At 74.7% G+C, this 18,739-nt stretch carries 8 protein-coding genes; 7 read left to right on the top strand and 1 reads right to left on the bottom strand.

The window, feature by feature from the left end; translation table 11 throughout:
• Window positions 1-77: 77 nt before the first annotated feature.
• Window positions 78-2,477, bottom strand: coding sequence for a protein kinase (locus tag K8556_RS33230; protein WP_223744131.1), 2,400 nt, complete (start codon window positions 2,475-2,477; stop codon window positions 78-80).
• Window positions 2,478-2,645: 168 nt separating this feature from the next.
• Here K8556_RS33230 and K8556_RS33225 point away from each other — a divergent pair, with 168 nt between their 5' ends.
• The 7 genes from K8556_RS33225 to K8556_RS33195 all read left to right on the top strand — a co-directional run bounded on the left by K8556_RS33225 (window position 2,646) and on the right by K8556_RS33195 (window position 18,419).
• Window positions 2,646-12,185, top strand: coding sequence for a flagellar hook-length control protein FliK (locus K8556_RS33225; RefSeq protein WP_223744130.1), 9,540 nt, complete (start codon window positions 2,646-2,648; stop codon window positions 12,183-12,185).
• A gap of 13 nt (window positions 12,186-12,198) precedes the next feature.
• Window positions 12,199-12,813: a hypothetical protein gene (locus K8556_RS33220; RefSeq protein ID WP_223744129.1), complete on the top strand. Its 615-nt coding sequence runs from the start codon at window positions 12,199-12,201 to the stop codon at window positions 12,811-12,813.
• 57 nt (window positions 12,814-12,870) lie between these two features.
• Entirely contained in the window at window positions 12,871-13,566 is a 696-nt protein-coding gene (gene queC, locus K8556_RS33215; RefSeq protein ID WP_223744128.1) for a 7-cyano-7-deazaguanine synthase QueC, read from the top strand.
• Window positions 13,566-14,171: a D-alanyl-D-alanine dipeptidase gene (gene ddpX / locus K8556_RS33210; protein WP_223744127.1), complete on the top strand. Its 606-nt coding sequence runs from the start codon at window positions 13,566-13,568 to the stop codon at window positions 14,169-14,171. The genes queC and ddpX overlap by 1 nt, the downstream gene beginning before the upstream one ends.
• A 98-nt stretch (window positions 14,172-14,269) precedes the next feature.
• On the top strand, window positions 14,270-15,511 hold the full coding sequence (locus K8556_RS33205) for a serine/threonine-protein kinase (RefSeq protein WP_223744126.1): 1,242 nt from the start codon (window positions 14,270-14,272) through the stop codon (window positions 15,509-15,511).
• A 53-nt stretch (window positions 15,512-15,564) separates the two neighbouring features.
• A complete protein-coding gene (locus tag K8556_RS33200; RefSeq protein WP_223744125.1) occupies window positions 15,565-17,184 on the top strand; it encodes a DUF1800 domain-containing protein in 1,620 nt (539 codons plus the stop codon).
• Entirely contained in the window at window positions 17,181-18,419 is a 1,239-nt protein-coding gene (locus K8556_RS33195) for a DUF1501 domain-containing protein (RefSeq protein WP_223744124.1), read from the top strand. Before K8556_RS33200 ends, K8556_RS33195 begins: the two co-directional genes overlap by 4 nt.
• The last annotated feature ends 320 nt before the right edge of the window (window positions 18,420-18,739 follow it).

Below are 18,739 nucleotides of genomic sequence, written 5' to 3'. Positions count from 1 at the left end.
CGAGTGCAAGATGGGTGCACAGCGGATCCGCACGGAACGTGCGGCCTGCGTGCCGCATGCGCGGCCCTGGAGCCACGCTACGGCGCGGACTTCTTCTTCAGCTCCTCGATGGCCCGGTTGAACGTCTGCGGGTTGCAGGCCTTGCCGCCGGGCGGGTTCTCCGCCGCGCGCGTGAGGGCGGGCAGGGCGCTGGGGTTGCCCAGGCTCACCAGCCGCAGCGCGGCCTTCGTGCGCACGCCGCAGTCGCTGGACTCCAGCGCAGTGGAGTAGAGCCCCACCAGCTCCAGGCCCGCGTTGTCCTTCGCGTCCAGATAGCGCAGCGCGCCCCACTGCTTCATCGAGGGAGCCCCCTTGGCCAGGGACTCGAGATGGGAGCGCACCGTCGTGGCGGGCAGCGCCTCCAGGGCCCTGCGCGCGGAGAGGTCCTTCTCGTTGTTGCCGAAGTCCTCGGCCAGCCCGTCCAGGAGCCGAGGCTCCGGCGCCCGCCGGCCCTCCTCGTCGAGGCCCAGGATGAGGCCGTGCTCCTCGTTGTGCCTGTTCAGCGCGTGCTTCGCCGCCGCGCGCAGTTGCCTCGCTTCCGCGTCATCCGGCGCGTCCGGCGCCTCCAACCGCTGGAGCGCTTCCCGGGGCTTGTCGTCGTCCAGCAGCCCGCGCGCCTGCACCCGCGGATCATTCGCGTGCGCCATCCAGGCGGCGCCCGCCACCACCAGCGCCAGCGCGCCCGCGCCGCCCGCCATCACGCGCGGACGCTGCCGCAGGAAGGCCACGCCCTGGAGCGCCTTCGCGCGCAGCACATCGAGCGGTGACGGCTTCGCCCCGGAGTCGGGGGTGCCCAGCGCCGCGCCGAACGGCGAGCCCTCCGTCGCGCGCGCCAGCCGGTACAACTGCACCTTCTCCTCGCGTCCGGGCAGGGGGATGGTGCCGCAGGGCTCGGCGGGGACGTCGGCGCGGTTCCGCACCATGTTCACGGCTTCGGTGAAGGTCACCTCGTCCGCGGCGGCCACGTGCTCCACCGCCTTGACGACCTCCATCGGCTCGCCGAGCACCGCGTCGTTCGTCACCAGCACCTCGCCCGCGTGCAGGCACACGCGGATGTGGAGCTGGTGCTCCTCCGGCACCGTCTGGTTGTAGCGCCACAGCGCCTGCTGCATCGCCATGCCGCAGCGGATGGAGGCGGTGGGGGCCCGGAAGACCGCGACCAGCGCGTCTCCGCGCTTCTGCACCAGCTTGCCGTCGTGCTCTCGCACCAGCGGCAGCAGCAGCCGGTCGTGCGTGTCCAGCATCCGCGCGTTCTCCTCGTGCGTCTGCCGGCTCATCCGGTCGGTGAAGCCCTGGATGTCGGTGAGCATCACCGTCACGTTCTGCGCCTTCGCCGCCGCGGCGCCGCCCGTCACCGCCGCCATCGGGCCTGACAGCCGGCCCGTGGTCCCGAACGCCGCCGTGCCCGTGCGCGGCTGTGCCTGCGCCGGGGGCGTCGTCCCCGCTGGCGCCGGCGCCACGCCGAAGGCCGCCGTGCCCGAGCCCGGGCCTGCCGGCGCCGCCGGGTTCATCCCGAAGGCCGCCGTGCCGCTGGAGGGCGTCATGTTCGCGTGGACGATGGGCGTGCCCTGGCTCGGCGTGAACGCCATCAGCGCCGCGTGCGCCAGGCCCAGCGCGTCCGCCAGCTCGCTCGCCGTCTGCGGACGCTTCGCCGGGTCCTTGTCCAAAAGCCGCATCACCAGCGACAGCAGCCCCACGTAGCGCGACAACTGCGGGGCCGCGCGGTCCAACGGCAGCGGCGCGTGCGAGGCGTGCTGCGACAGGAAGTGGCGCGGCGAAGGCCCGTCGAAGGGCAGCCGCCCGGACAGCACGCGGTAGGCCAGCACCCCGAACGAGTACAGGTCGCTGCGCGTGTCCACCTTCGCGCCTACGGCCTGCTCCGGGGACAGGTACTCCGGCGTGCCCAGCACCACGCCCACCTGGCTGAGCGCGCTGCCCGCCTCCGGCTCCACCAGCCGCGCGATGCCGAAGTCCAGCAGCCGCGCCTGCTCTCCGCGCGCGGACGGGGAGATGAGGACGTTCTCCGGCTTCAGGTCGCGGTGGATGATGCCCTTGTCGTGGATGGCGGCCAGCCCCTCCGCCAACTGCTGGAGCAGCGCCAGCGCCCGGGGCGCGAGCAGCGGTCCGCCCTGGAGCGCGTCATGGAGGCTCTGCCCCTCCACGAACTCCATGACGAGGCACGCGGCGTCGCCGGACTGGCCGAAGTCCACGATGCGCACCACCGCCGGGTGCTCCACCGCGGACAGCAGGCGCGCCTCGCGCTTGAAGCGCTCGGCCATGCCGGCCTGGGCGTGCAGGTCGTGGTGCAGGACCTTGATGGCCACCTTGCGGCCCAGGGAGACCTGCTCACCCAGGTACACCTCTCCCATGCCCCCGGAGCCCAGGGGCTTGAGAACCCGGAATCGACCGTCGAGGACCAGTGCGTCGGGGGCCAGCACGGCGCGGCATCTTGCACGGCTTCCGCTTTGGGCGCATGACGTTCCTCCAGGACGGAATCACCTGGAGAACGCCTGGGTATGCCGTGCCCCGCCGCCTGCTTCCCAGCCAAGGGTTTGCCTAAAAATTCCAGGGCTTAGGGGTCATGGTAGCCTCCCCACCCTCCACCGATGGCCACCGATAGCGAGTCCCCCAAGCCCGTCGCGCCTGCATCCGGCGCCGCCCCCGAGCTTCGCCTGTTGGATCGGCGTGCGTTCGTGGGCTTTCCGGCCTTGGAGGTCCAGCCCGGGCTGCGCATCGCCGACTTCGCGCTCCAGATTCCGGACGTCAGCTTCCCGTTCAACGTCAGCGCGGGCGCCACGCGCTACCAGCGCAAGAAGCTGCTCTTCGGCTTCCTGGAGCTGACGGTCGACGCGGACCTCGTCACGCGCAAGGTGGCGGAGCTGGCTGGGCGGCTCGCGGGCGTGGAGGAGCTGCGGCTGCACTTCCGCCCCGGCTACCTGGAGGGCCAGGGCCGGCTGCCGGCGCCGGAGCGCACGCCGTTCACGTTCAAGATCGCCTTCGACGCGGACGGGGACCGGCTGGCCGTCTACGTCTACGACGTGCGGCTGTATGGCTTCTCCGCCACGCCGTCCGTGCAGTTGCCGGGCCTGCTGTCGGAGGCCGTGGGCGCGCTGGGGCTCTTGCCGGACGTGGAGGTGCGCGGCGCCACCGGCTTCTCCACCCGCGTGCTGCCCGCGCTGTGCGAGCGGGCCGCGCTGAGCCGGGGCTACAAGGTGCCCACGCTGGACACCGCGCGCCTGTCCGCGGCGGAGGTCTCCAGCACCGGCCTGCGCCTGCGCTTCGCCGCCGGAGGGCTGCCGCCGCCCGCCGCGCCGGACGAGGAGCTGATGCTGGCGCTGGAGGGCGCCCGGGCCTTCGCGGACGCGGAGGGGCTGGTCGCGCAGGGACGGCTCGCGGAGGCGCGGCAGGCGTACCTCCAGGCCGGGGACGCGCAGGACGCGCACCCGTTCGCGGCGGAGCGGCTGCTGGCGCTGCTGGTCGCGGATCCGCAGGCGCATGACCTGGCCCTGGACGTGGCGGCCACGCTGTCACGCCGCCGGGACCGCAGCCCCGCGGCGCTGTGGGGCGAGGCCGTGGTGCGCGAGCGCCGGGGAGAAGGTGCCCGCGCGGCGGAGCGCTACCTGGCGCTGTGCGCGCTGGCCCGTAGGACTTCCGAAGAGGCCGCCGCGTTCTTCGCCGCCGAGGCCGCCGCGCGCTCCTCGCGCGACACCGCGCCCCAGGTGGCGGTGAAGGCGCTGCATGAGCTGCTGGGCCTCAAGCCGGACCACCTGCCTTCGCTGAAGGCGCTGGCGCGCGCGTCGGATCAGGCGCGCGACCGGGCGGGCGCGGTGCGGGCGTACCGGCGGCTCGCGGCGCTGGCTCGCGACCCGTTGGAGGCCGCGGACGCGCACGTGCATCTGGCGCGGCTGTGCGCGCAGACGGAGGACGACATCGCGGGGGCCCGGCTGCACTGCGAGGCCGCGCTGCGCCTGTCGCCGGACCAGCCAGACGCGCTGCTGCTGTTGGGCGAGCTGTGCCACCGCGGCGGTGAGCACCTGCGCGCGCTGAAGGCGCTGGACCGGCTGCGTGAAGTGTCCATGGCGCGCCATGAGCTGGACCGCGTGGGACAGGCGGACCTGCTCGCGGGCCGGGTGTGGGAAGAGGGCCTGAAGCAGCCGGAGAACGCGCTGCTGCGCTACCGCGAGGCCGTGTCGCTGCTGCCCGGTGAGCCGGAGCCGCTGTTCGCCTCCGCGCGCGTGGCGGAAGGCCTGGGCCGGTTGCAGGAGGCCCTGAGCGGCTACCAGCAGGCGCTGGAGCTGGCGGGGCCGGCGCCGCGCTCGGAGAGCGTCCGTCACGCCGCGCACGAGAGCCACCACGCGCTGGCGCGCCTGTCGCGCGCGAAGCTGGGCGACCCCGCGCGGGCGCGTGAGCACCTGGAAGCGGCGCTCGCGTTGGATCCGCGCGACGCGGTGGCGCTGGAGGAGCTGATCCCGTACTTCCGCGTCACCGGCCGCTCGCAGGAGCTGGCCGAGGCGCTGGAGAAGGCCGCCGCCCTCAAGGAGGAGCCGAAGGCCCGCGCCGCGCTGTGGGCCGAGGCGGGCGAGCTGTACCGGGGCAAGCTCCAGCAGGCGGACAAGGCCGACAAGCTGCTCACGCTCGCGCTGGAGGCGGACGGCGACCACCGGCCCGCGCTGGAGTCGCTGCTGGCGCTGGCCGAGGCCCGCCGCGACGGCGCGCAGCTCACCCGGTGCCTCGCGGCGCTGGCGCGGCTGACGACGGAGCCGAAGGAGCGGGCGCAGAAGTACCGCCGGCTCGCGGTGGCCGCGCGCGACCTGGCCTTTGATCTGGACCTGGCCGTGCACGCGTTGCAGGAGGTGCTGCGCGCGGAGCCGGACGACCTGCCGGCGCTGGGGGAGCTGTGCGCGTTGCAGCGCAAGCGCTCCGACCTGGCGGGGCTCGCCACCGCGCTGGAGGACCGCGCGCGGGTGGCGGAGGCGCAGGGCGACAAGCGGCTGGCGGCGGCGGCGCTGCGCGAGCTGGCCGGCGTGCTGGAGGCGCGGCTGGGCCGCGTGGGCGACGCGCTGGTGGCGCTGGAGAAGGCCGCGCGGCTCGCTCCGGACGCGGCGGTGCTGCTGGACCTGGCGGACCTGAGCCTGCGCTGCGAGCGGCCCGAGCACGCCCGGCGCGCGCTGGAGTCGCTGCTGGCCACGCTGCCGCGCACCGCGGCGCCGGAGAAGCTGGCGGACGTGCGCGCCCGGCTGGGACGCGCGTGCGATCTGTTGGGTGACCGCGAGGGCGCCATCGCCGCGTACGCGCAGGCGTTCCCGCTGCGGCGGCTGGACGACGTGCTCGCCACGCGGCTGGAGGCCCTCTACACGGAGGCCGGCGAGACGCAGGCGCTGGCCGAGCTGTGGGCCACGCGCGCGCAGGCGCTGGCGGGCGCGGACCGGGCGGAGGAGGCGGCGCCCCTGTTCCTCCAGAGCGCTCGCGCCCTGCTGGAGCGCGGGGAGAAGGCCGCCGCGCTGATGCGCCTGGCCTCCGCGCTGGAGGCGAGCCCCGAGGGTCCGCTCGCCGCGGAGGTGCTGGAGGCCCTGGCCGAGCTGGAGCTGGAGCGCGGCGAGAAGCTGGAGGCGGCGCGGCTGTACGCGCGGCGGGCCACGCTGGTGCCGGATGCGCGGGCGGGCTCGAAGCTGCTCTTCCGCGCGTCGCTGCTGGCCGCGGGCACGAGCCGCGAGGAGGCCTTCCTCGCGGAGGCGCTGGAGCGCGACGCGACGTTCGCGCCCGCGCGCATCCGCCGGGGCGAGCTGCGGCTGGCCACGGATGCCCGCGCCGCGCTGGAGGACTTCGAGGCGGTGCTGGCCCTGCCGCCCGCGGACGTGGACGCCCCGCGCGAGGCGGAGCGCGTGGCCCTCACGCGCAAGGCCGCCACCGCCGCCGTGCGCGCGAACCGCACGGACGCGGCGCGGCGGCTGCTCGCGGAGTTCTGCGCGCGCACGCCGGAGGACCTGGACGCGCGCCTGGAGCTGGCCGCGCTGCACCGCAAGGCCGGCGCCCGCGAGGCCCTGGCGGACCTGCTGGTGGAGCTGTGGCCGCGCCTCTCCGGAGACGCCCGCCGTCAGGCCCGCCGCGAGCTGGCCGAGCTGTGCCTCGCCCTGGGCCGCGCGAGCGCCTCGGCGGATTCGCTGCGCAGCCTGCTGGCGGAGGAGCCGCAGGACGCGTGGGCGGCGCAGGCGCTGCTGGAGCTGCTGCCCCCGCCCGGCACGGGCACGCCGGAGGAAGAGTCCGAGCGGCTGGAGCTGCTGGGCACGCTGGTGTCCGCCGCGTCGGGGGAGGCCCGCGCCGAGCTGCTCGCGCGCCGCGCCGCGCTGCACCGGAGCGCCGGCCGCACGGGGCCCGCGCGCGATGACTGCGCCCAGGCCGCGAAGCTGTCGCGCCGGCCCGCGCCGCTGCTGCTGATGCTGGCGGAGCTGGCGCGCGAGGCGTCGGACGCGCCCGCGGAGCTGGAGGCGTGGCGCCGCGCCGTGGCCGCCGACGCCACCCTGGGCGCCCGCGCCCGCGAGCGGCTGCTGGCCCTGGCCTCCGTGCTGATGGAGAAGGACGAGCGCGCCTCCGCCGGAGACGCGCTGCGCGCCGCCATCGCGCTGGAGCCGCCCGCCGACGCGCGGTGCGATGCCTTCTTCCAACTGGCCGAGCTGGCCCGCCGCGAAGGCAAGCCCGCGGACGAAGCCGCCGCGCTGGCCGAGGCCGCGCGCCAGGGGCCCATCGCCCGCCGCGTGGAGGCGCTCCTGCTGCGCGCCGCGCTGCTCGAAGCCCAGGAGGACCGCGAGGCCGCCGCGCGCGACCTGGAGGCCGCGCTCACCCTGGCGCCGCGCCACGAGGAGGCGACGCTCGCGTTGCAGCGCGTGCTGCGCGACCTGGAGGACTGGGCCCGGCTCGCGGAGCTGCTCGCCGCCGAGGCGCCCCACGCGCCGCCCGCCGCCGCCGCGTCGCTGTACTCGGAGCTCGCGAGCCTCTACCTCGACCGGTTGGGGCAGGGCGCGCCCGCGGAGGCCGCGCTGCGCCAGGCGCTGCGGCTGGCCCCGGCGGACGCGGCGGTGCGCCGCCGGCTGGTGTCGCTGGTGGCCGGCCGGGGCGAGCTGCTGGAGGCCGCGGGCCTGCTGGAGGCCGCGGCGGAGGACGCCGACGCCGCCGAGGCCGCGGCGCTGCTGCGCGAGGGCGTCACCTACGCGCGGCAGGCCCAGGAGCTGGACCGGGCGCTGGCCCTGGCGCGTCGCGCGCATGAGCGGGTGCCCGCGAAGGGCGAGGACCTGGCCACGCTGGCGGACCTGCTCTACGCGCGCGGCGCGGTGCGCGAGGCCCTGCCGTTGCAGGAGGCCCTGGTCCAGGCGGCGGACTTCCGCGCGGCCCCGGAGGCGGCGGAGGCCACCAGCCTGCGCCTGGGCGACCTGGCCGAGCAGGCCGGCGACGTGAAGCGCGCGGTGGCCGCGTACCGGTCCCTGCTCACGCAGCGCCCGCTGTGCGAGCGCGCCGTGGAGCGGCTCTCCGCGCTGCTGGAGCGCGACGACCCGCGCGGCGCCTTCGAGGTGCGCGTCGCCCACGCGCGCGTGCTGGCGCCGTCCGAGGACACCGTCGCGCGGCTGGTGTCGCTGGCGGAGCGGGCGCGCGAGGCGTTGGCGGACGCGGGCATCGCCGCGTCCCTGCTGTCCCACGCGGCGAAGATGGCGAAGGAGCCGCTGCCGCTGCGCCGCCGGCTCGTCGCCCTCTACCGCGAGACGGGCCGCACGGCGGAGCTGCTGGCGGAGCTCCAGCCGGTGGCCGCGCTCAGCCTCGAGGCTGGAGACGTGGACGCCGCGCTCGCGGCCTACGACGAGGAGGCCCGGCTCGCGGAGTCGATGGGCCGCACGGACGACGCGCTGCGCTCGCTCGCCAACGCCCGCGACCTGCTCGCCGCCGGTGAGCGCAACGCCGAGGCCGCCGCGTGCGAGCGCCGCCGCGCGGAGCTGCTGCGCGACGTGAAGCTGGACCTGAACGCGGCGGAGGCCTCGCTGGAGCGCGCCTTCGGGCTGGCCGCGGAGCTGGACACCGCGCGCATGGGCGCGGCCCTGGCCGAGCGCCGCGACGACGCCGCCGCCGAGGCGCGCTGGTGGGAGCGCGGGCTGCCCCGGATGACGGGCACGCGCGAGGGCGCGGCGGTGCTGCTGCGCTTGGCCCGCCTGCACCTGGGCGAGCTCGCGGACACGGCGAAGGCGGAGGGCTTCCTGCGCCAGGCCCTGCGCCAGGACCGGTGGCTCGCGGAAGCCGAAGGCCTGCTCGCGGAGCTGCTGGAGCGCGACGGCCGGCTCGCGGAGCTGGCTGCCTGGTACGAGGAGTGCGCGGAGTCGGAGATCGACGCCGACCGCCACGCGGCGCTGCTGTACCAGGCCGCGGTCCTCTACCGCGACCGCGCGAACAAGCCGGAGGCCGCCGCCGCCGCGCTCATCGCCGCGCGCGCCGCCAAGCCGGACGACCTGAACCTGACCGCGCAGGCCGCGGAGCTGCTGCACCAGGTGCGCCGCCCCGCGGACGCCGCCGAGTTCGACGCCATCCTCCTGGAGGCGGACCCCTTCCGGGAGCCCGTCTTCACGCGCCACCGCGCCTACCTGGAGGAGAGCGGCGAGCGCCAGGCCCTGGCCGAGCTGATGCTCCGCCGCGCCGAGCGCCAGACGCCCGCCGAGGCCGCCGCGAGCTACCTCGCCGCCGCCAGCGCCTTCCGCGAAGAAGGGGCCCGCGAGCGCGCCATCCTCTGCGAGGACCGCGCCTTCGAGCTGGACCCCGCCAACGCGGAGGCCTTCCAGCACGTGCGCGAGCGCGCCGCCGGAGACGTGCGCCGGCTGGCGGACCTGCTGGGCCAGCGCGCGGAGGCCGTGGCCCCCACGGAGGCGCTGCCCCTGCTGCGCGAGCGGGCCCAGCGCCTGCTGGACGCGGGCGAAGCGCTCAAGGCCGCGGAGGCCTTCGACGACTACCTGGGCCGCGCGGGCGGCGACGTGGACGCCCTCTGCGCGCGCGCCGAGCTGGCCGCCCAGGGCGGAGGCCCCGCCGCCGCGCAGCCGTATGACCGCCGGGTGCTGGCGCTGGGCGGGGACTCGCTGCCGGTGCCGGTCCGCGTGCGCACGTGGTTGCGCCTGGGCCACGCGTCGCTCGCGTCGGGCGCGTTCCACGACGCGGCGGATGCCTTCGAAGCGGTGGTCTCGCTGGAGCCGGAGGGCGCGCGCGGCGGCGAGGCGCTGTCGCTGCTCGCGGAGGTGCACTCGCGCACGGGCAACGGCCCCGGCCTGTACCGGGCGTCGTTGCAGTTGGCGCGCAGGGCCCAGGACGCGGCGACGGAGGAGGTGCTGCTGCGCCGCGCGGCCGACCTCTTCGACGACCCGCGCGAGGCCATCGACGCGCTGGTGCCCCTGGCGCGGCTGCGCCCCGCAGACGCGGGCGTCATCGACCGCGCGGTGGAGGGCCTGCGCGCCCTGGGCCGCCATGGCGACCTGCTGGGCATCTACGAAGCGGGCGCGGAGGCCGCGGGAGGCTCGCGCGCCGCGGAGCTGCTGCTCGCCGCCGCGTCCGTGGCGAACGAGTCGCTGTCGGACGCGGACACGGCCTGGGCCCTCACGCGCCGCGCGGCGGAGGCGGACCCGGAGAACCCGGCCGCCCTGCGCGCCCTGGTGGACGGCCTGCGCGCGCGCAAGGCGTCCACGGAGCTGCTCGCCGCGCTGGAGCGGCTCATCCCGCTCACGGACGACGCGGACGAGTCCGCGGTGCTCCGGCTGGAGTTCGCGGGGCTGGCCAGGGACGCGGCCCGCGAGGAGGCCGCTCGCGACGCGCTGGAGGCGGTGGTGGCCCGGGGCGCCTCCGGTGCCGGCTACGCCGACGCGCTGGAGGCCCTGGAGCCGCTGCTCGGTGACGCGCACGCGCGCCGCGCTGAGGTCCGCGTGGCCCGCGCGGAGCTCGCGTCGGGCGAGCAGCGCGTGTCGCTGCTGGTGGCCGCCGCGCGCGCCTTCGAGAAGGCGGGCCTGCTGGAGGACGCGCTCAAGGCCGCGAAGGCCGCCGTCGCCACGGAGCCGGACCTGCGCGCCGCGCTGCTCGTCGCGCACCTGCACCGCGCCTCCGGGGACGCGCCCCGCGCCGCCCGCGCGCTGCTCCAGGCGGCCCGGCTCGCCGCGCCGGACGAGCGCCCCCCGCTGCTGCTGGAGGCCGCCGGCCTCTGGGAGAAGGCGGGCGAGATGGGCGAGGCGCTGGAGGTCGTCGAGCGCATCGCCACCGACGCGCCGGACATGCTGTCCGCGTCGGAGCTGGCCGAGCGCTTCGCCCGCCTGGGCGCCTTCGCGCGCGCCCTGGACGTGGGCTTCGCGCCCGCCATGGCCGCGGGCGAGTACACCGACGCGCTGGCCATGGCCGCGCAGGCGGGCGACGCGGCCCGCACGCGCGTGGCCCTCTGGGCCCTGGTCGCGACGCCGGACGCGGACCCCGCCCACGCCACCGCGCTGGCGGACGGACTGCGCGAGGACGCGGAGTGGGAGGGCCTGCTGGAGCTGGCGGCCCTGTCCTACGACCGGGACGCCGCCTTCGCCGTGGCGCTGCGCGACGAGGTGCTGCGCGCCCGTCCGGCCCCGGCGCTCGCGCGCCTGCGCGCCCTGGAAGAGGTGGGTGGAGAGCCCGGCCTCGGCGCGCGCCTGCTGCTGCTGTTGCCGGAGCTGGGCCTGGAGCCGGAGGCCCTGGCCGAGGCGGTGCTCGCCCGCGTGCGCGCGCTTCCGGAGCCCGCGCGGCTGGAGTCCCTGGCCTTCGCCGCGGACGGCTGGCCCGCGCGCCGCGAGGAGCTGCTGCGCGAGCGCTACGCCCTGGAGCGCGAGCTGGGCCACCTGGAGTCCGCGGAGCGCACGCTGGCGCTCATCGCCCAGGACACGAAGGACGCGAAGGCGCGCGCGCTGCTGCACCTGGAGCGCGGCGAGCTGCTGCAAGGCCCCCTGGCCCAGCCCGCCGAGGCGCGCGAGGCCTTCGAGGCCGCCCTCACCGACGACGCGGACAGCCTCGCCGCCGTGCGGGCGCTGCTCGCGCTGGTGGACGAGGCGCGCGAGTCCACGGTGTTCCTCGCGCTGGCGGACACCCTCGCGAAGCTCGCGGGCGCCGACGCGTGGGCGCCGTACCGCGAGCGCCTGGCGGACGCCTACGAAGCACAGCAGCGCTGGGCCGAAGCCGCCACGCAGTTGGAGCAGCTCCCGGACTCGGACGAGCGGCTGGCCCGCCGGGTGAAGTTCGCCGAGGCGCGCGGCCTGGTGGGCGAGGCGCTGCGGCTGCGCGAGCGCCTCACGCGGGACCCCGCGGAGCTGGAGGTCATCCTCCGCGGCTACCTGGACGCGCAGCTCGTGGGCCCGGCGGTGCGGCTGGCGGAGCGGCTCGCGGACGCGAACCAGCTCACGCCCGCGCTGACGCGGTGGGTGACCGAGCGCTTCTCGCCGACTCCGGACGGCGCGGTGCTCGCGGTGCGCTTCTGGCCCGCGCTCCTGCGGGAGAAGTGGCCGGACGTGGACGGCTGGACGCTGTACGCGGAGGCGCTGCGCGCCCTGGGCCGTCCGGAGGCGGAGCGCACGGACGGCATCGGCGCCGCGCTCGTGGGCAGCGACGCCCCCGCGCCGCGCGCGCCCGTGTCCCGGCTGGAGCGGCCCGTGCAGGACTTCCAGCACCCGGAGCCGGAGGGCCTGGTGCCGGTGACGGAGGCCAGCCTCGCGCGGCTGCACGTCGCGCTGAAGCCGGTGCTCGAGTCGCTGGGCGCGCAGGGCGTGCGCGTGTCCGTCGACCCGCGCGGCGGCGTGGAGGCGTACCTCACGTCGCCGGACGCGCTGGTGCTGGGCGCGGGCGCGCTCGGCTGCTTCGGCGCGGTGGAGCTGGGCTGGCTGTGCGCGCTGGCGCTGGCGCTGGGCTCGGAGGGCGTGGAGCTCACCCGTCCCGGCGCGGTGCTGGCGTGGGAGGACGCGGCGGTGGCGGCCTGGCGCGCGATGCCCGCGTCGCTGGCGGCGGGGCGCGTGCTGGCGCGGCTGGACTCGGACGTGCGCGGCGGTGACCCGGCCGGCGTGGATGTGGGAGCGGTGCTGTCCCGCAGCGAGGCCTTCCGCCAACTGGCCCTGGCGTCGCTGGACGCCTAACCTGGAGCGCGTCATGCACCTGAAGCGACTGGCAGTGGCGCTCTTCCCCGCGGCGGCCCTGGCCGTGGCGGTGGGCTGTTTCAACGACCCCGTCTACCCGGGCGACCAGGTGATGGGGACGTTCCGCTTCCAGGCGAAGCTGGACGCGGCGCGCACCACGTGTGACGCGGGCTCGCGCGACTTCGCGCAACTGGACGACGCGGGCAGCTTCTACTTCGAGGGCACCTTCTCCCGCGACACCGACGCGGGCACGGGCTTCTTCACCGTGCAGGGCTTCTCGCGCGACGCGGGCTACACCGGCCAGAGCGTGTCCTCCACCCACCGCGCCATCGCGCGCCGCGACTCGTGCGGCACCGGCTGCGAGGACTCCGAAATCGAGGAGGCCATGGACGTCATGCTCCTGAGCGACAGCCAGGCGCGCAACGTGGCCCGCGACTGCAAGCGCCTGGACGGCGGCGTGCCGGAGGGCGACCTCCCCGCGCCCACGGAGAACGGCTACGACGTGTCGCTCGCGTGCGGCACGCTCACGGACGTCTTCCTGCCGAGCAAGAGCGGGAGCAAGAGCTGCACGTGCAACCCCAGCACCTGCACCACCGTGTACACGGTGAGCGGCGACCGCATCGACTGAAACACCCGGGGCCCGTCCCCGTCGTGTAACGTGCGCCGCCCCGAAGTGGAGGATGGAATGGCGAAGCGTGCGGTGGTGCTCCTGTCCGGAGGCCTGGACTCAACGACGTGCCTGGCGATGGCGAAGGCGGACGGCTTCGAGCCGGTGTGCCTGTCCATCGCCTACGGGCAGCGCCACGCGGTGGAGCTGGAGCGGGCGAAGAAGGTCGCGGCCACCATGGGCGTGCGCGACGTGCGCGTGGTGACGGTGGACCTGCGGCAGGTGGGCGGCTCCGCCCTCACGGACGACATCCCCGTGCCCAAGGACCGCACGGAGGACGCCATGTCCCACGACGTCCCCGTCACCTACGTGCCCGCGCGCAACGCGCTGTTCCTCTCCATGGCGCTGGGCCTGGCGGAGGTGGTGGGCGCCACGGACATCTACATTGGCGTCAACGCGGTGGACTACAGCGGCTACCCGGACTGCCGCCCGGAGTTCATCCGCTCCTTCGAGTCCATGGCCCAACTGGCCACCAAGGCGGGCGTGGAGGGCGCGACCTTCAAGGTGCACGCGCCGCTCTCCGGCCTCACCAAGGCGCAGATCATCCAGGCCGGCGTGAAGCTGGGCGTGGACTACGGGATGACGCACTCCTGCTACGACCCGGACGCGCAGGGCCGCGCGTGTGGCCGCTGCGACAGTTGCCTCCTGCGCGCGAAGGGCTTCCAGGAGGCGGGCGTGCCGGACCCCACCGTGTACACGGACGGGGTGCGCTGATGCTCCCGGCGGCAGGCCTCACGCTGACGCTGGCGCTGCTCGGAGGCGCGCCGAAGGCGGAGCTGGTGGACGCGGCCACCGTCATCCCGGACCTGGTGCTGGACCTGCGCTACGCGACGAAGGATAACTTCCTCAAGCGGCAGGTGTACCCGGACGGCGCGCGGTGTCTGTTGTTGCCGGACTCGGTGAAGCGCCTGTCGCGGGCCGCGGAGGTGCTGCGGGCCCAGGGCTACCGGCTGAAGGTGTACGACTGCTACCGGCCGCGCGCGGTGCAGTATGAGATGTGGAAGATATTGCCCAAGCCCGGCTACGTGGCGGACCCGCGCAAGGGCTCCAATCACAACCGGGGCGGGGCGGTGGACCTGACCCTGGTGACGAAGGACGGGGCGGAGGTGGAGATGCCCACCCCCTTCGACGACTTCACCCCCGCGGCGCACCACGGCTACACCGGCGGCACCCCGGCCTCCCGCGAGCACCGCGAGGTGCTGCGCAAGGCCATGGAGGGCGCCGGCTTCCAGCGCAACCGGATGGAGTGGTGGCATTACGACCTGCCCGGCGCTACGAAATTGCCGGTGCTGGACGTGCCCTTCACCCCGGCGGGGTGACGCCTGGCCGCCTGCCGGCCCAGTGGTTTCGCGCGGTTGCGTCATGGACTGCGCGTAGGTGGGCGCGCGCGGGGAGTGCCTGCTATTCCTGGCGTCCCATGAGTCAAACGCTCGCGGCCGGCCTGGAAAACACGCTCATTTCTCCGAACTCGGGAGCCGCGGCGCTGGCTCCCACGCTCACCCCGGGTGCGTCCACGACCCAGCGGCGCAACACGGTGCTGCCGCGCGTGGAGTGGAAGGGGCAGCAGCCCAGCGTGATTCCGCTGCAGCGCGAGCGCTTCGAGGAAGTGCGCCCGCTGGGGCAGGGCGGCATGGGCGAGGTGGTGCTCATCCGCGACCACGACATCGAGCGGGAGGTCGCGCTCAAGCGGCTGCCCCCGGGCGCGGACCTGGACCGGGTGCTGCGCTTCGTGGAGGAGATCCGCACGGTGGGCATGCTGGACCACCCGAACATTGCGCCCGTGCACGACGTGGGCGTGGATGAGCAGGGCCGGTACTACTTCCTGATGAAGCACCTGAAGGGCGAGACGCTGGAGTCCATCATCGCCCGGCTGCGCAACTCGGAGCTGGACGCGCTGGTGCGCTATCCGTTCCAGGTGCGGGTGCAGATCTTCCTGGGCGTGCTGCACGCGGTGGCGTACGCGCACGGCAAGGGCTTCATCCACCGCGACCTGAAGCCCGCGAACATCATGGTGGGCCCCTTCGGTGAGGTGACGGTGCTGGACTGGGGCCTCGCGCGCCGCGTGGGGGCGTCCGCGGTCAGGGCCCTCCCGGAGGGCACGCCGAACAACGACCTGCACTCGGCCCGGCCGCTCCAGACGGAGCTGGGCTCCGTGGTGGGCACGCCGCTCTACATGTCCCCGGAGCAGGCGCGCGGCGAGCATGAAGCGATGGACGCGCGCAGCGACGTCTACAGCCTGTCCGTGCTCTTCCACGAGCTCCTGTCGCTGTCGCACTACCTGGAAGGCATCCAGTCCGTGCCGGACATCATGACGGCGGTGCAGACGCGCGAGCTGAGCATGGGGGCCATGCACAAGCACAGCGCGCAGGGCCCGGTGCCCGCGGAGCTGATGTGGTTCGTGAAGAAGGGGATGAGCAAGGACCCCAAGGACCGCTTCGAGTCCGTGGACGACATGGTGGCGCAGTTGCAGGCCGCGCTGGAGGGCCGCATCCACGTGCACTGCCAGCGCACGATGCTGAAGAAGACCCTGCACAAGGGCCTGCGCATCGCGGACCGCAACCCCATGGCCCTCACGGCGGCGGGTCTGGTGGGCGCGGGCCTGGTCATCGCGTCGGCGGTGAACCTGGGCATGTCGCTCTTCGGCGCGATGCTGCACTGAGCTTCAAGGCCGGCACGTAACTTCCGGGCGCGTCCGGGGTTGAATGCATCACCATGCGCGCCCTCCCTGTCTGGTCCCTGGTGGCCGTGTGCCTGTCGTGTGCGTCGCGGTCGCAGGTCACGGCACCTGAAGCGCCCGCGCCCTTCGACGAGGCGCGCGCGGTGCACGTGCTGCAGCGGCTGGCGTACGGCCCCTCGGCGCGCGACCTGGCGGAGATGAAGCGGCTGGGCGTGGACGGGTGGGTGGACGCCCAGCTCCAGCCCGCGTCCGGTGCCGCGCTGCCGCCCGGGTTGAGCGCGAAGCTCCAGGCGTTCCCCACGTTGGGAATGTCCATGGAGCAGATCGTGGAGGACTACCCCAGGCCACCACCGGAGATGCCCCCCGAGGAGAAGCGCGAGCGGGGCCCTGCGCGCGTCGTCTTCGAGCGCTCCTCCGCGCGGGTGCTGCGCGCGGTGGAGAGTCCGCGCCAGTTGGAGGAGGTGCTGGTGGACTTCTGGTTCAACCACTTCAACGTCTCCGAGGACAATGGCGTGGTGAAGTGGCTGGCCACGTCCTACGAGCGCGACGCCATCCGGCCGCATGTCTTCGGCACCTTCCGGGAGCTGCTGGGCGCGACGGCGCACCACCCGGCGATGCTCTTCTACCTGGACAACTGGCGCAGCACGCGTGAGGGGCTGAGCCAGGAGGAGCTGCGCCACCCGCGCCGCTTCCGCCGGCAGGCCGCGATGCTGGAGGACGCGGAGGACGAAGAAGACGCGAAGCCGAAGCTGGGGCTCAACGAGAACTACGCGCGCGAGCTGCTGGAGCTGCACACGCTGGGCGTGGACGGCGGCTACACGCAGGACGACGTGCGCGAGGTCGCGCGCTGCTTCACCGGCTGGAGCATCCGCAAGCCGCGAAAGGAGCCCGCGTTCGTCTTCCGCAAGGTGGCGCATGACGGGGACGCGAAGGTGGTGCTGGGGAAGGCGATTCCGGCGGGAGGCGGGGAGAAGGACGGGGAGCGGGTGTTGGATCTGCTGGCGAGCCATCCCGCGACCGCGCGTCACATGGCGCTGAAGCTCGCGCGACGCTTCGTCGCGGATGAACCCTCCCCCGAGTTGGTGGACCGCGTGGCGAAGGTGTTCCTCGAAACGAAGGGGGACCTGCGCGCGGTGTATCGGGCGTTGTTCCAGTCGCCGGAGTTCCAGTCGCCGCGGGCACGGGCCGCGAAGGTGAAGACGCCGTTCGAATACGTGGTATCCGCGCTGCGAGCGACGAACGCACAGGTGGAGGTGACGCCCCGGCTGCTGCGTCACCTGGCCTTGATGGGCGAGCCGCTCTACCGGGCCCCCGCGCCCACGGGCTTCCCGGAGGTGGCGGAGCCCTGGGTGAACAGCGGAGCGCTGGTGGCGAGGCTCAACTTCGGCCTGGACCTGGTGGGAGGCAGGCTGCCCGGAGCGCGTGTGTCATTGGACGCGCTCGCGCCCAGGCAGGCACCCACGGCGGTGGAGTGGGTGGAAGGCCTGGGACAGGCGCTGTTGGGAGCGAAGCCGTCGGAAGAGACAAAGGCCACCATCCTCGCGGCGCTGGCGGAGAAGCGAGAGGCCGCGAGCGCCGTGGACGAAGCGCCACCCGTGGACGTGCCGCTCATCGCGGGGCTGCTGCTCGGCTCGCCGGAGTTCCAGAAACAATGACCGCACGGCTCTCCCGAAGGCGATTCCTTCAATCCCTGGGCATGACGGGCGCGGGCCTCGTGCTGGCGCCGTCCTTCCTGTCCCGCGCCTGGGCCTCGAGTCCAGGCGATGCGCCCGCCCGTCGCGCACTCATCACGGTGTTCCTTCGCGGCGGCGCGGACGGCCTGTCGCTGGTGCCGCCCGTTGAAGACGACGCCTATCAGCGCGCAAGGCCCACGCTCGCGCTCAAGTTCGAGGGCGAGCACGCCGCACCGAGGCTCACGGGCCCCTTCGGTCTTCATCCCGCGCTCGGCGCACTGATGCCCCTGTGGTCGGAAGGGAGGTTCGCGGTGCTCCCCGGCGTGGGGCTGCCCGTCGCGCCGCGCTCGCACTTCGACGCGCAGGACTTCCTGGAGACCGGCACGCCGGGCCGCAAGTCCACCGCGGACGGCTGGCTCAACCGGGCGCTGTTGGACGCGAAGGACGACGCACCCCTGCGAGCCGTGGCGCTGCAACCCACGTTGCCCCGCGCGCTCTACGGCAACGCGGGGGCTCTTGCGCTGGGGCGGCTGGAGGACTTCCGGCTGCGCACCGGACGCCAGCATGGCGACGCCCGTCAGGGCTTCTCCGCGCTCTACGCCGGGGCGGTGGATCAGGCCCTGAAAGGCGCGGGCGCGGACGCCTTCGAGGCCATGAAGAAGCTGGATGGAGCCCGCCTCGCGAAGCTGCCCGCCTCGCCCGGCGTGACGTATCCGGCGACGCCGCTGGCCCGCCGACTCCAGGACATCGCGCGACTCATCAAGGGCGACGTGGGGCTGGAGGTCGCCGCGACGGAGATGGGCGGTTGGGACACGCACGTCGCGCAGGGCGTCACCCAGGGGGCGTTCGCGAAGCGGTGCGAGGAGCTGGGCAACGCGCTGGCCGCGTTCGCGGCGGACCTGGGCCCGAAGCTCGGCACGGTGACGGTGCTGGTGATGACGGAGTTCGGCCGCACGGTGAAGGAGAACGGCAATCAGGGCACGGACCACGGCGTGGGCGGCGTGATGTTCGCGCTGGGAGGCGGAGTGAAGGGCGGCGTGCACGGCCGCTTCGAGTCCCTCACGGTGGACCGCCTCCAGGACGGACGGGACGTGCCCTCCTGGACCGACGTCCGCGCCCCCCTGTCCGAAGCCCTCCGGACCTGTCGTCCTGGAGTGGCCCTGACGAAGGTGTTCCCCGGCTACAGCGAGGACCGAGTCCTCGGGATGTTCACCTGAGCGCCACCGGGTGACGCGCAAGCGGCCGAAGTCCGCCACGCTCCAAGCGCCGGCCCTCCATGTTGACCAGTCTCCCCGCCCGACTCGGACGCCCAAAACCTGTCCGACAGTCGGACAGGTTTCGCGTGGTGCGGATGGGCGGAGCCCCTCCTGGCCGTGCTTCTCAAACTTGTCGGACAGTCGGACAGGTTCTTGCGGTTCGGAGGGGAGAGCCCGTCCTGGCCGCGCTTCTCAAACTTGTCGGACAGGAGGTCTGCGCGGAATAAGCAGTCCTACGAGCCGCATAGAGGTGGGGTGACATCGCAAGAAGAAGCCCCCAG

This window comes from Corallococcus sp. AS-1-12 (genome assembly GCF_020036995.1).
Taxonomy (GTDB): Bacteria; Myxococcota; Myxococcia; order Myxococcales; family Myxococcaceae; genus Corallococcus.
Note: the sequence above shows the minus strand (reverse complement) of the source record. Positions and strands in the feature narration are given on the sequence as shown.

What these genes read in the sequence shown, in the direction of transcription:
- ddpX (WP_223744127.1), top strand. Translation starts at nt 13,566, where the DNA reads ATGCTCCCGGCGGCAGGCCTCACGCTGACGCTGGCGCTGCTCGGAGGC.
- K8556_RS33225 (WP_223744130.1), top strand. Translation starts at nt 2,646, where the DNA reads ATGGCCACCGATAGCGAGTCCCCCAAGCCCGTCGCGCCTGCATCCGGC.
- K8556_RS33205 (WP_223744126.1), top strand. Translation starts at nt 14,270, where the DNA reads ATGAGTCAAACGCTCGCGGCCGGCCTGGAAAACACGCTCATTTCTCCG.
- K8556_RS33220 (WP_223744129.1), top strand. Translation starts at nt 12,199, where the DNA reads ATGCACCTGAAGCGACTGGCAGTGGCGCTCTTCCCCGCGGCGGCCCTG.
- queC (WP_223744128.1), top strand. Translation starts at nt 12,871, where the DNA reads ATGGCGAAGCGTGCGGTGGTGCTCCTGTCCGGAGGCCTGGACTCAACG.
- K8556_RS33195 (WP_223744124.1), top strand. Translation starts at nt 17,181, where the DNA reads ATGACCGCACGGCTCTCCCGAAGGCGATTCCTTCAATCCCTGGGCATG.
- K8556_RS33200 (WP_223744125.1), top strand. Translation starts at nt 15,565, where the DNA reads ATGCGCGCCCTCCCTGTCTGGTCCCTGGTGGCCGTGTGCCTGTCGTGT.